Source organism: Kitasatospora sp. NBC_00315 (assembly GCF_041435095.1).
GTDB lineage: Bacteria > Actinomycetota > Actinomycetes > Streptomycetales > Streptomycetaceae > Kitasatospora.
This window is the reverse complement of sequence record NZ_CP108025.1, coordinates 115,147-127,190: the sequence shown is the minus strand read 5'-3', so window position 1 is coordinate 127,190 and position 12,044 is coordinate 115,147. Positions and strand designations below refer to the sequence as shown.

The window sequence follows — 12,044 nt, the reverse complement described above, 5'->3', positions numbered from 1 at the left end:
GCGGTGGATGCGGGAGCGGCCGCGGCTGACGAAGCTGCCGTGGGCGGAGCCGGCCGGCCGGTATGCCTCGTCCTGGCCGGCGACAGCCCGCCGTTTCGTCCCCGCACACGACAGACGCGGTCGCCGGGGACCAGACCTCCTCGTCCCACGGCCACCGCGTCCACCGGCCGCTCCACCTGCGAGCCCTACGCGGTGAAGCCGGCCTCCCGGTCGGCGGCCGCGAGCTGCTCGAAGAAGCGCTTGTGCACCCAGTGCTTCTCGCCGAGGAGCTCGATCGTCCACCAGTTGCCTTGGCCCGGACCGAGCTTGGTGCGGCGCGGCATCGTGCCCAGCAGCTTCTGCGGGCTGGCGCCGCCGGACAGCTTGGTGCTGTCGAGCACGTAGATCTCGTCCTTCGTGACGGCCACGCACCGGTACTTGTTGACGAGCATCGTCAGACCGGTCATGTACGTCACGACGAAGAACAGGAAGTTCGGCGCGCTCTGCGCGATGAACGCCTGCCGGATCTCGCTGCCCGGCGGCAGGAACTCCGCCGCGCGCGACACCAGGTCCGGCCGCGGTTCAGGGTTCAACCAGCCGCTCTTGTTGGCTTCCTGGGTCACCGTTGTTCCACCCGTGTCTCTGGTCGGCTGCCGAATGCAGCGAGGCTACCGCATGGACAGCCACGGCCGCCGTCCCCAACGCGACCAACCGATGGTCGACTTGAATACTGAGGTGACCCCCAAGGCCGGGGAGTCGACGTTTCCGCTGGTCGTGTGCCACGAACGCTGAAGGAGGCGTCGAGTAGGAGCTTCTGGACGCGGTGCTGGGTGTGAGATGGAGGTCGGTCCTCCGGGATCGGCCCGACGATTTCTGCCGTGGGCGGCTCGAAGGACCCGCAGGGGAAGGTCTCCGACGCCGGCTACCACCCCGCGCCGTGGGACCGTAGATCCCGCCGGCGACGCGACCGCCAAGGTCGGCACCGTGGTGGTGCGGGTCGTCGGCACCGTGGTGGCGCTCCGGGGCGGGGCAGCGGGCGTCCGAGGAGGCGTCAGCGATCTGCACCAGCGAGCGGTCCAGCAGTGCGCCCAGCGCGGCGACCGCGGAACCCCGCCGGCCCGGCGCCGCTCCACGCGGCCACGGGGTACGTGCGCGGCGCCCTGGAGAGGAAGTACCGAGGTTGGCCATGGCGGGATCCTCGCACGAGTCACGATCGTGTCCGAACGGGGGTCTGAGCGCGTTCGTCTCTCGAGTCGCCGTTCTGGCAGGGGTGAGGCCGTCAGGCGGCGTGGTCGGGGGGCATGTACGCGATCTTGAGTAGTGCGTGCAGTCTGGTCGGGTTCAGTCAGGGAGCGGTGCGAGCAGCGCCTCAAGGCTGTCGGCCATCTGTCGGCGGGCTGTTTCCGGCAGCACTTTGAGGTTCCGCCGCATTTCCTGGTCGAGCGTCTTGGCTGCGGCGTCCAGCAGTTCGCGTCCCGATGCGGTCAGTTCCACCACCGAGGAGCGGCGGTCGGTGGGGTTGGGCCGGCGCTGGGCGTGCCCGGATCGCTCGATCTTGTCGACGGCCTGGCTGGCGCCGCTGTTGGTGATCGCGAGTTGTTCGGCGATGTCCTGGATACGGCAGTCGGGGACCTGCTCGATGACGCGCATGGGCAGGTAGCGGGCCAGCGGCAGGTCGTGAGTGTCGCGCAGGGCCGAGTCGGCCGCCTCCCACAGGTGGATCTGGGTGCGTACGAGCAGCCGGAGCAGGTCCTCGCCGGTCACGGTTCTCCTTGGGGTTGCGGTCGATTTAGCTAAGTGCTTAGTATCTTAGCTCTTAGGCAACTCGATGCCAAGGCCACTTGGAGAGGACGATATCCATGAGCACCACCCAGATGGACAAGGTCACCGCGCTGCTCCGCAGCGCCGGGCTCGACCTGGCCGCCGATCCGGTCCAGACGCGCCCCGTCTACCGGGCCATGCTCACCGCCGCCCCGATACCGCCGGACGTGCGCACGCAGCCGACCGAACTGGGCGGAATCCCGGCGCTGCGGGTAAATATCGACCAAGCGCCGCGCACTGCCACGATCCTGCACTTCCACGGCGGCGGCTACGCCGTCGGGAGCCCCGAGACCAGCGTCAACCTCGTGGCGAACATCGCCCGCCGGACCGGCGCCGAGATCGTGTCCGTCGACTACCGCCTCGCCCCCGAACACCGCTTCCCGGCCGCCGTGGACGACGCCCTGGCCGCCTACCGAGCGCTGCTGGACGCCGGGATCGCGCCGGAGAACATCGCTGTCGCCGGGGAATCAGCCGGTGCCGGGCTCGCCATGGCCACCCTGATCGCCGCCCGTCGCGCCGGGCTGCCCCAGCCCGCCGCCGCGCTGCTGCTGTCCCCGTGGATCGACCTGACGCAGTCCGGCGACAGCATCACCGCCAAGGCCGACGTCGACCCCTCGATGACCGGCCGCGCCCTGAGCGTGCGTGCCGTCGACTACCTGAACGGCGCCGACCCGCGCACCGACCTGGCCAGCCCGCTGTTCGCCGACCTGTCCGGCCTACCACCGCTGCTCATCCAGGCCGGCAGCCACGAGGTGCTGTTGGACGACGCCCTGCGACTGGCTGCCAAGGCCGCCTCCGACAACGTCGACGTGAGCTTGGACGTCGTCGCCGGAGCACCGCACGTCTTCCAAGCCTTCGCCGCCGTGCTGGACGAAGCCGCCGCCGCACTCGACCGGGCCGCAGCCTTCCTCCGTACCCGGCTGACCATCGGCTCGGACGCGTGACCGGCCGTCCCACCGCGCTGGTCACCGGTGCCAGCAGCGGTATCGGCGCCGCCGCCGCGCACGTGCTGGGCGCGGCCGGATACGATCTCGTCCTGGTCGCCCGACGCGCCGACCGGCTGGCCACCGTCGCCACACAGCTGCGCGACGCCGGTGTCGGCGTCGAGGCCCTGCCCGCGGACCTGGCCACCACCGGCGGTCTGGAGCGCGTCGTCGACAGGGTCGCCACCGGCCCGGTCGATCTGCTCGTCTCCAACGCCGGCGCCAGCGCATACCGGCCACTGGCCGAGTTCGACGCCGCCGAGGTCGAGAACCTGTGGCGGCTCAACGCCACCGCGCACATCACCCTGGCCCACGCCGCGCTTCCCAGCATGCTGAACAAGGGCTCCGGCGGCATCATCACCGTCGCGTCACTGCTGGCCTTCAGCGCCGGAATCGACATGGGCTTCCCGCGCACCCTGTACGTCGCCGCCAAGTCCGCGGTCGTCGCCTTCACCCGCAGCCTCGCCCTCGAACTGCGCGACACCGCAGTCACGGCCACCGTCGTCTGCCCCGGCCTGGTCGACACCGAATGGTCTGAAGGCGCCAACCGCGGCGACCCACGCGCCATGCCCGCCCAGGACGTCGTCGACGCCATGTGGACCGCGCACCGCCGCGGCGAGGCACTGTGCGTCCCCGGCATCGACGACCCCACCCTCATCCGGCACTGGGAGCAGCACGAACCGGCCCTGCTCCAAGCCGGCAACCACGCCCAACTCGCCAACCGATACCGCAACTCCGGACCCTGATCCGGCACCTCGTATCCCCCCAGCCCATGGCCACGAGCCTGCCGGGCCGACGGTCAGCCCCCCAGCCGCCAACATCGCTCTCGCGCGGGCCTGGCCAGGACCTGGTCGCATGACCGGGCGCACGGGTTCTTCTCCCGGTCGGCGTGGAACGCCGCGATCCTGGGGATCGTGCTGGCGCACCTGATTGTCAGAACACTGCTGCCCGAGGGCGCGGCGGTGACGGTGGCGGTGGACGACACGCTGTTCAAACGACGCGGCAAGCAGGTGTTCGGGGCGGCGTGGCAGCACGACGGCGCGGCCGTCGGCGCCAAGCCGGTCGGGCGCGGGACGTGCTTCGTGGTGGTCGGGATCATCGTGGAGCTGCCGTTCTGTTCCCGCCCGGTGTGCCTGCCGGTGGCGGCGAGGCTGTGGCGGCCGGGGAGCGGCGCGTCCAAGGTCGAACTGGCCGCGGCGATGGCCCGGCTGCCGGCCGTGTGCCTGAACCGGCCGCTGCACCTGGTGGCCGATGCCGCCTACCACGGCAAAGCCCTGCGCCACCACTCGGAGACGATCACGGTCACCACCAGGCTGCCGGCCAACGCGGTGCGCTACGATCTCGCGCCGCCGCCCACCGGCAGACGCGGACGGCCCGCGCTCAAAGGCGACCGCCTGGGCACGCCGGCCGATCTGGCCCGGGCCACCGCGTTCACCACCGCGCAGGTCAACCGATACGGGCGCACCGACACCGTGCGGATCTCCGAGCAAGGACGATGGCGCGGGAGCGGCGGCGGTCGAGACCGTGGACGTCCAGCGCACGGTCGAGGTGTTCCTCGGCGGCGGCCTGGTCGCCGAGGCGGGCGAGGATCATGCTCGGCCTCCACACCAACACCCTGGTGAAGTGGCGCCGCCGCGCCGCCACCGACTGGACCGCGTACCTCGAATCCCGCAGCGCCAGCCGGGTATCAGGCGGCGAGACGACCGGGCCCTGATGAGCCTGGCGTCGCCCACATCGTTCCTTCTCCTGGTCAGTCGCTGTCTTCTTCAAGGGGTTCGGGATCGCTCACCCTTCCCTCACTGGAGTACGACGGTGACGCCGTACTCGCGCAGGAGGTTCACGGTCACCTCGAAGTAGGACAGGCCACCGAGGTGGTGCAGGACGTTTCCGGCGAGGGCGTGGCGCGCGATGTCGGCGTGGTGCCAGACGAGGGTGAACGGGGGGACGACGGAGGGCCCGCCGCCCAGGTAGTCCGTCACCGAGTCCACACGTCTGCCGTAGTTGGCGCCGGGGCCGAGCAGGGCTTCGCCGAGTGCCGGGAGCAAGCCGGTCCTGTCGGTGACGTGCTGTCCGTCCAGGTGGTACGTCCCGCCGGAGAGGCCCTGCGGCACGTACGGGCCGACGCTGGTGAGGTCCAGCCACTCGGACCGGCCCTCGGCGTCGAACTGTGCCCACTGGTTGTGCCGCGTGGGAACACTGTCGGACCAGATCTCCCAGACTGCGCGGGCGGCCGGGGTGGGGCGGTCGTCACCGGGGTCGGTGATGGTGACGTCGATCAGGGCTCCGCCGAGGACGGATGGGCGTGCCTCGACGGTGTCCAGGTCGAGGCGGTACCCGGTCATCGTCCGGCCGTGGCGATCGAGGCGCCAGAGCGTGATCGGGTCGCCCTCCTGCGGAAGGGGACGACACAGCAGGGCCAGAAGCGGTGCGGCGGGTTCGCAGCCGATCAGGTTCACGGGCTGGGTGGGTCGCCGCGGGCGCGGGGTGAACAGGTCGTCAATGGAACGGCAACCGCCCGATGGACTGTCCCCCCGGATCGAGGGGAACCACAGGTCGAACCGCGGACTCGAAGGCAGCCGCTTGCCGCCCCAGTAGTCGTCCTCCCTGACGCCGGTGCCCACGACGATGTCCACGTGCCCGGGATCGCCCGGCGTGGGCCACCGGGCCAGGACAGCCGTGTCCTCCAGGTCCCAGAAGCGGGCCGGCCCGTCGTTCGAGGGATCCACAGGCTCGATCGAGAGCATTCCGTCCCCCAGCAGCCGCACCGCTTCGGCGCCGGCCGCCACGGCCTGGACCAGCAGGCTCTCGCGCGGGCAACCGCACAGTGTCAGTACCTCTCGCGGCAGCGGAGGCGGGTCCAGGAAGAAGGTCGAGCGGATCATGCGCGGGCGCGACATCCGAGGCGTCCGACTCGTCAGTACCTGTCTGGCGTGTCGGTGTCAGCCGATGGTCGTCGGAGTGCCATGCCGGTGATCGCTACGTGGGTGTCGCCTCTTGGCGTCCAGCCGCCGTCGGTGGGTTGGCGGCGCTGTTCAGGCAGCGGTCGAGGAGGGCGTGCATGCGGGGGACGGGAAGGGACGGGTTGGCCGCAGCACCCTCTGCGGTGCGGGGGTCGGAGAGGAGGGCTTCCAGAGCTTGCGGTGTAAGGATCGGGTTGGCGGCGGCTGCCCGGCAGACCGACGCGTCGGGATCTTCCAGCGAGGGTTCGGGCAGGGCGGGGTCGGCTGCGGCCAGGGCGCGGACCTCGGGGTCCGGGTGACCGATGAGGTGGGTCCGGCCGGTTCGAGGGAACGCGGGCAGGGTCAGCAGGTGCGGACGGTGGGCCGGGCGGGTAATGAAGACGTCCAAGAGGAGCTGTGGCGGAGCCAGGGGCTGGTGGCAGGCCAGCCGGATCCGGACTTGCTCGTCGGTGTCCTGTGAGAGTGTCTCGACGAGATCTGCGGGCAGGCCGGGCCAACTTGCCGCGACCCGGCGGAGCAACGGCTCCTCGGAGGCCGCACAGGCGGCGAACCATTCGGGTGACGGCTCGTCGGCCGCCTCGGTGATCGGGCAGGTGCAGTCCGGACCGTGTCCGAGGACCTCGTTGATCGCCCGGTACTCGGCCCAGGTGCGCGGGAAGGGATGGAGGCGTGCACGCATTCGCACGTCCTCGTCCGGGTCCTCCTTCAGCTCGGCGACCAGCTCCGGTCCCAGATCCGGCCGCGCGGCGACCAGCTCGCGGATCTTCGCCTCGGGGTGGCGGGCGAGTCGGGCGACGGCGTGGGCGGGGGTGTGGCGGTTCCAGGTCAGGGGGTGCACCGCGTCGTCCGCGAAGCACCGCTCGACGAGCGCCGGGGACAGGGCACACGTACCGAGCACGTGAGCCTTGCTGAGCGAGCCGATGGACGGCAGCTTGGCCTCCACCGCCTCCGGGTCCAGCTCCCAACTGCTCTTCCGTGCCGCTTCCCGTACTGCCGGGTCGGGGTCGTCGAGCAGGGCTTCCCGCTGTGCGGGGGTAAGCGACTGCCACCTCCAGGCGGCGTGTACGCGGAGCTCAGGGTGCTCGTGCCCGGCCATGGAGCGGTAGAAGGACGGGGGGATCTGCCGGGAGAAGCTGAGCTCCTGGATGATCTCGTTCTCGGTGACCACGCCGTCCGAGCCCCCGTCCTCGGCGGTCAGGAGGGTGACGAGGATGTCGTCCGGCAGCGGGCGCACTCGTCGGGGGCGGGGGCGGGGGCCGCCGGCGAGCCGCGCGCGGACGATCCCCATCGGATCCGTTGCCAAGGGGGCGAGCCGCGCGGGATCGATGTGCCGGTTGCCGGCGAGCGCGCGGCGGATCCCCACGCCCGGGTGGCGGAGGGCCGCGTCCACAACGGCGTCGGGCAGGTCACGGCCCGCGCACATCAGCAGGCCGGCCTCACCGGCTGCTCGATCCATCAGACGTATCAGTACGTCGGAGGGCGCCGCCGGATTGAAGGCGATGCCGCGCAGCCACCGTTCATGGAGAAGATCGGACACCACGTCATCCTGCCACCTCCTCGCGCCCGGATCGGGCCACGTGGCGACCACGTCGTCGGCGCTCACGGCGACTCCATCGGCAGGCTGCAATCCAGCGGCCCTGATCACAAACGCTCTCGTTACTGACCGACAAAGCCGGACGCCCGAGCCCCCCGCCCGTTACGGGAGGATCCCCAACCGGGCAGTGGAGCGATGGACTACGGTCTACGCGACGCGTGCTGTTACGGGGGAGGTACCGCATGGCGATCGAGTTGCCGCCCCGCCACGGCCCTGAACCCCCGCACGGGACCGCGGGTGGAGTGCGGCCTGCCGTACACGGCGGCCAACGGGCGGGGGAGCGCGGGGTGTCCGTCGCCGTCGCGACCCAACTCGCGGAGGTCGTGGGACGCATCCTGCTGCGCCGCGCGGCGCGGGCCGGGCGCCTGAAGGGCCGTCACAGCGTGACGGACCAAAGCCCCGACCTGTGACGGCCGACCCGGGCCCGGGCCGGGATCGGCACGAGGGCCGGACGGCACAGCGCCGGCGCGGGCCGGGCGCCGTACGACGTACGACGGGGGAGCGCCACGGGCCGTCGGAGCCGAGGACGTCCTCGGCTCCGACAGCGACGCCTACGAGCACCGGACGAGCTCCCACCCCGGGCCCGGCTCCACCGCCCGGCGCTCCCCGGCACGGCCGCGCGCGGGCCACCCGCCCGCCACCGTGAGCCGCCCGTGCCGCCGCTGTCGGGCGGTCCTGGGGGCTCGTCTGCTTCGATCCGCAGATCGGGCGCCTGCTGACCGGAGCCACTGGCCGGCCCCGGGTCCGCCGCGAGGCCGCCGGCTCAGCGCGGCCAATTCTCGGAGCGCAGGTACTTCTCCAGTGGCGCGTCCGGATGCCGGCCCCGCGCCTGCCCGCCCTGTCCCGGCCGGGGCACCCGCGGCTGTCCGTGGGCGCGGGCCCGCAGCTCCAGCTCGATCTGCCACGCGCCGCTCCAGTGCCACGTCCACAGGTGACGGGCCGCAGCACACTCCTCGTTCGTTGCGGGGGGAGCCGGCGGGCCTCACCCAGCCGGTGGCTGACCTCGCCGTCCGCCTGCCGTGCGCCACGAAGTGGTTGGAGCTCGTCCTCGCGGGGCAGGCCCAGCTTGCGGTGCTGGGAGCCGGTGGTGACGATCACCGCGTGGGCGCGGTGGACGGTGCCCTCGGAGTCGGTGACGGTCTTGACGTCGCCGATGAGGTCGACCGCCACGATGTCCTCCGGAACCAGCTCGGCGCCGAAGCGCTCGGCCTGGGCCCGCATGTTGTCCATCAGCTCGGGGCCCATGATGCCGTCCCGGAAGCCGGGGAAGTTCTCGACCTCGGTGGTGTTCATCAGGGCGCCACCGGCGGTGACCGCGCCTTCGAAGACGAGGGGCTTGAGCGAGGCTCGCGCGGTGTAGAGCGCGGCCGTGTACCCGGCGGGGCCGGAGCCGATGATGATGACCTCGCGCACCTCGGCGCCGGTCTGGGCGGTGTCGGTCATGAAGATGTCAGCTCTCCGTCTGCTGCTTGGCATCGATCTCGGCGATCAGGCCCTCGATGAGGCCCTTGATCTCGTCGCGGATCGGGCGGACGGCCTCGACGCCCTGGCCGGCCGGGTCGTCCAGCTTCCAGTCGAGGTACTTCTTGCCGGGGAAGTACGGGCAGGCGTCGCCGCAGCCCATCGTGATCACGTAGTCGGACGCCTGGACGGCCTCGGTGGTGAGGATCTTCGGGGTCTGGTCGGAGATGTCGATGCCCAGCTCGGCCATCGCGGCGACGGCGGCCGGGTTGACCTGGTCCCCGGGGATGGACCCGGCGGAGCGGACCTCGACGCGGTCACCGGCGAGGTGGCGCAGGAAACCGGCGGCCATCTGCGAGCGGCCGGCGTTGTGGATGCAGACGAACAGCACGGAGGCGGCAGGAGCGGACATCGTGTGTGGTTCCTTTGGTTCGTACGGCCGAATTCCGCAGGTGGCCCAGCGGGTGGCCGGGAGAAGGGGCTCGCCAAGCGGGCCCGACACCCGGTAACGTATCAGCCCATGGTGACGTCAGGCGATAGTGATGTATTGAAGGTTCTGGCCGACCCGCTGCGGATGCAGATCGTGCGGCTCCTCGCGAACGAGGCACTGTGCACGACGCACCTGGTGGAGGAGACCGGCGCCAAGCAGACCAATCTGTCCAACCACCTCAAGGCCCTACGGGATGCCGGGCTGGTCGACACCGAGCCCTGCGGGCGCTTCACGTACTACTCGCTCCGCCATGAGGCCATCGAGGCCCTGGCGTCGGAGTTCGCGGGCCTGGCCGCCACCGCCCGCGAAGCCGCGGCAGCCAGCCGCAAGCGGTCCTGCTGAACCACCCCAGCCCCAATCCCCGCGGCCCACCCCACCCCCTGCAGCTGCACTGGAGTGCCCTGATGAGCGCCATAGACGAGGCCAGACCCGAGATCACCGAGGCAGAGCCGCTGGCCGCCGAGCCGTCGGCGATCCCGCTGCTGAACCGACTGGCGGCCGAGCTGGTCGGCACCGCCGCCCTGGTCGCGGTCGTGGTCGGCTCCGGTATCCAGGCCACCGAGCTCAGCCGCGACGTCGGTGTGCAGCTGCTGGCCAACTCCCTGGCCACCGTGTTCGGCCTCGGCGTGCTGATCCTGCTCCTCGGCCCGGTCTCCGGCGCGCACTTCAACCCGGTCGTCACGCTCGCCGAGTGGTGGACCGGCCGCAAGGACCCCAAGGGCCTGGGCCCGCGCGAGGTCGCCGCCTACATCCCGGCGCAGATCATCGGCGCGATCGGCGGGGCGATCCTGGCGGACGCGATGTTCGGCCAGGCCGCGGTGAGGTGGTCCACGCACGACCGCTCGGCCGGGCACCTGCTGCTCGGCGAGGTCGTCGCCACCGCCGGCCTGGTGCTGCTGATCTTCGGCCTGGCGAAGACCGACCACCTGCGGTTCGCCCCGGTCGCGGTCGCCTCCTACATCGGCGCCGCTTACTGGTTCACCTCCTCCACCTCCTTCGCGAATCCGGCGGTGACGATCGGGCGGGCGTTCACCGACACTTTCGCCGGCATCGCGCCGTCCTCGCTGCCGGGATTCATCGGCATGCAGCTGGTCGGCGGGGTCGTGGGCCTGGCTCTGGTGGCGCTGATCTTCACCCGTCGAGGCCGCAGCTCCACGCGCGGCTGACCCGCCCGCCCGGCGGAAGACCGGCGGCCTCTCACCCGATTCCCGGGTGAGAGGCCGCCGGTGTTGCGTCGGGCGGTCAGTGCCCGCGGGGGGCGTACATGATGACGGCGACGCCGGCCAGGCACACCAAGGCGCCGACTACGTCGTAGCGGTCGGGCCGGTAGCCGTCGACGACCATGCCCCAGGCCAGCGATCCGGCGACGAAGACGCCGCCGTAGGCAGCGAGGATCCGCCCGAAGTCGGCGTCGTCCTGCAGGGTGGCGACGAAGCCGTAGATTCCGAGTGCGATGACGCCGGCACCGATCCAGGCCCATCCCTTGTGCTCGCGCACGCCCTGCCAGACCAGCCAGGCGCCACCGATCTCGAACAGGGCGGCGGCGAGGAACAGGGCCATGGAGCGCGCGACGGTCATGAACGGCGCCCCTACCGGCGGGCGCCGGTGCTGATCTGCACCGGGTCCTCGGTGCTTCCGCAGTCGCATCCGCCCTGGCCGCAGGCCGTCCTGCCGCAGCCGCGCTCCGTCCGGCGCCGCCCCAGCCACCAGGTGGCGCCGGCGAGGACGGCCAAGGCCGCGGCGATGGCGGGCAGCCGGCCGACCACCGCGCCGGCGCCCGTGCCGACGACACCGGCGGCGATCAGGGCGGGCAGCAGGCAGCACGCCGCACACGCCAGGCCGGCGAGCGCGCCCAAGGCCTTGGGCGCGCGGTGGGTGCTCTCGTGCGGGTCAGCAGCAGGGTCCGGCATGGCGCATCTCCTCGGCGAGGCTCGGTGAACGGAATGGGGCAGCAGGCACTGCCCGCGCAGACGGTCAGGTCGTCACAGCCGGCCGCGACGGCGGCGAGCAGGGCCTCGCGGATGGTGGTGAGGTCAGCGATCTTCGCGTCGACCTCGGCGAGCTTGGCCTGCGCGCGCTCCTGCAGACCCGCGACGGGGCGGCCATGGCGATGGCGGCCGGTCTCCAGCAGCTCGGCAACCTCCTCCAGTGAGAAGCCCAGGCGCTGGGCGGCCTTGATGACCCGCAGCGCGGTCACCGCGTCCTGGTCGTAGAGGCGGTGGCCTCCTGGTGAGCGGTCGGGTTCGGCGAGCAGACCGCGGCGCTCGTAGTACCGCAGGGTCTGGATGTTCACCCCGGCCGCCTCGGCGACCTGCCCGGAACGCAGACCCTCGCCGCCGCTCACCGCGACCGCCCGGCCCCGGCCGCGACGGCCGCCGCCCGCACACCCAGGGCCTCCAGCGCGCTCCCGTGGGCCGGGTCGACCTCGACCGCCAGCAGCACGCCGCCGTTGCCGCCGGGGGCCGGGACGGTGGTGAAGGTGAAGAACGAGCAGCAGCCGCTCTCCCGGGCCGCCAGGTCACGGACCCGCTCCTCGACGCTCTCACCGCCGGCGAGCACCAGGTGGAGCCGCAGCGGGCCCGGGCGGTCCACCGCGGTCAGGCGCTCCGCGAACAGCGCATCCCACTCCGCGACCCGCAGCGGCTGCTGCTCGGTGGGCAGCGTGCAGGACGTCGGAACCCAGCTCAGCCCGGTCATGACCGTCTCCTTCGATCCGTCCCCGGCGGTGTGCGGGCGGGGACGTCTTCGACGGTAAA

Annotated in this window: 15 protein-coding genes and 3 pseudogenes; 7 read left to right on the top strand and 11 right to left on the bottom strand. The window is 71.9% G+C overall.

All coding sequences use genetic code 11. From position 1 onward, the window contains the following. Positions 1-185: 185 nt before the first annotated feature. Complete coding sequence (locus OG823_RS00635; RefSeq protein ID WP_371476495.1) at positions 186-602, bottom strand: hypothetical protein; 417 nt, start codon at positions 600-602, stop codon at positions 186-188. Between the two features lie 718 nt (positions 603-1,320). After that, positions 1,321-1,743, bottom strand: coding sequence for a MarR family winged helix-turn-helix transcriptional regulator (locus OG823_RS00630; RefSeq protein ID WP_371476494.1), 423 nt, complete (start codon positions 1,741-1,743; stop codon positions 1,321-1,323). Positions 1,744-1,838: 95 nt separating this feature from the next. Between OG823_RS00630 and OG823_RS00625 the strand changes: the two genes are divergently transcribed. The 3 genes and pseudogenes from OG823_RS00625 to OG823_RS00615 form a co-directional block, all read left to right on the top strand. Beyond that, positions 1,839-2,744 (top strand): alpha/beta hydrolase, encoded by a 906-nt coding sequence (locus OG823_RS00625; RefSeq protein WP_371476493.1) that lies wholly within the window; start codon positions 1,839-1,841, stop codon positions 2,742-2,744. Then, positions 2,741-3,529, top strand: coding sequence for an SDR family NAD(P)-dependent oxidoreductase (locus tag OG823_RS00620; RefSeq protein ID WP_371476491.1), 789 nt, complete (start codon positions 2,741-2,743; stop codon positions 3,527-3,529). The genes OG823_RS00625 and OG823_RS00620 overlap by 4 nt, the downstream gene beginning before the upstream one ends. Before the next feature lie 87 nt (positions 3,530-3,616). Next, positions 3,617-3,955: pseudogene (locus OG823_RS00615) on the top strand (transposase); the annotation flags it as partial. A 313-nt stretch (positions 3,956-4,268) separates the two neighbouring features. Here OG823_RS00615 and OG823_RS00610 read toward each other — a convergent pair. Continuing rightward, positions 4,269-4,376 (bottom strand): annotated as a pseudogene (locus tag OG823_RS00610) (tetratricopeptide repeat protein); the annotation flags it as partial. On the opposite strand from OG823_RS00610, the gene OG823_RS00605 reads away from it, so the two are divergent. Beyond that, the gene (locus tag OG823_RS00605; RefSeq protein WP_371476490.1) at positions 4,375-4,497 is read left to right on the top strand and encodes a hypothetical protein; all 123 of its coding nucleotides are present in this window, start codon (positions 4,375-4,377) and stop codon (positions 4,495-4,497) included. The pseudogene OG823_RS00610 and the gene OG823_RS00605 overlap by 2 nt on opposite strands. 82 nt (positions 4,498-4,579) lie before the next feature. Here the strand turns inward: OG823_RS00605 and OG823_RS00600 are convergent, their stop codons facing one another. Together OG823_RS00600 and OG823_RS00595 are read right to left on the bottom strand one after the other, a co-directional pair. Next, entirely contained in the window at positions 4,580-5,665 is a 1,086-nt protein-coding gene (locus OG823_RS00600) for a hypothetical protein (protein ID WP_371476489.1), read from the bottom strand. A 94-nt stretch (positions 5,666-5,759) separates the two neighbouring features. Further along, entirely contained in the window at positions 5,760-7,346 is a 1,587-nt protein-coding gene (locus OG823_RS00595) for a hypothetical protein (protein ID WP_371476488.1), read from the bottom strand. Between the two features lie 278 nt (positions 7,347-7,624). On the opposite strand from OG823_RS00595, the gene OG823_RS00590 reads away from it, so the two are divergent. Then, positions 7,625-7,747, top strand: a complete 123-nt coding sequence (locus OG823_RS00590; protein WP_371484753.1) for a hypothetical protein — start codon at positions 7,625-7,627, stop codon at positions 7,745-7,747. 628 nt (positions 7,748-8,375) lie between these two features. On the opposite strand, the pseudogene OG823_RS00585 reads toward OG823_RS00590, so the two are convergent. Together OG823_RS00585 and OG823_RS00580 are read right to left on the bottom strand one after the other, a co-directional pair. Then, a pseudogene (locus tag OG823_RS00585) lies at positions 8,376-8,780 on the bottom strand (NAD(P)/FAD-dependent oxidoreductase); the annotation flags it as partial. 7 nt (positions 8,781-8,787) lie between these two features. Further along, positions 8,788-9,210, bottom strand: a complete 423-nt coding sequence (locus tag OG823_RS00580; protein ID WP_371476486.1) for an arsenate reductase ArsC — start codon at positions 9,208-9,210, stop codon at positions 8,788-8,790. 108 nt (positions 9,211-9,318) lie between these two features. Between OG823_RS00580 and OG823_RS00575 the strand changes: the two genes are divergently transcribed. Then, positions 9,319-9,630 (top strand): ArsR/SmtB family transcription factor, encoded by a 312-nt coding sequence (locus tag OG823_RS00575; RefSeq protein ID WP_371476485.1) that lies wholly within the window; start codon positions 9,319-9,321, stop codon positions 9,628-9,630. Between the two features lie 62 nt (positions 9,631-9,692). Beyond that, positions 9,693-10,454: an aquaporin gene (locus OG823_RS00570; RefSeq protein WP_371476483.1), complete on the top strand. Its 762-nt coding sequence runs from the start codon at positions 9,693-9,695 to the stop codon at positions 10,452-10,454. Between the two features lie 76 nt (positions 10,455-10,530). Here OG823_RS00570 and OG823_RS00565 read toward each other — a convergent pair whose 3' ends face one another. Genes OG823_RS00565 through OG823_RS00550 form a run of 4 tightly spaced genes read right to left on the bottom strand, consistent with a single transcriptional unit; the run spans position 10,531 to position 11,985 of the window. Then, on the bottom strand, positions 10,531-10,866 hold the full coding sequence (locus tag OG823_RS00565) for a YnfA family protein (protein WP_371476482.1): 336 nt from the start codon (positions 10,864-10,866) through the stop codon (positions 10,531-10,533). An 11-nt stretch (positions 10,867-10,877) separates the two neighbouring features. Further along, entirely contained in the window at positions 10,878-11,144 is a 267-nt protein-coding gene (locus OG823_RS00560; RefSeq protein WP_371476481.1) for a hypothetical protein, read from the bottom strand. Then, positions 11,090-11,632 carry a MerR family transcriptional regulator gene (locus OG823_RS00555; protein WP_371476480.1) on the bottom strand — a complete coding sequence of 181 codons (543 nt, stop codon included), beginning with the start codon at positions 11,630-11,632 and terminating at the stop codon, positions 11,090-11,092. The genes OG823_RS00560 and OG823_RS00555 overlap by 55 nt, the downstream gene beginning before the upstream one ends. Continuing rightward, on the bottom strand, positions 11,629-11,985 hold the full coding sequence (locus tag OG823_RS00550; protein ID WP_371476479.1) for a hypothetical protein: 357 nt from the start codon (positions 11,983-11,985) through the stop codon (positions 11,629-11,631). The genes OG823_RS00555 and OG823_RS00550 overlap by 4 nt, the downstream gene beginning before the upstream one ends. Between the last annotated feature and the right edge of the window lie 59 nt (positions 11,986-12,044).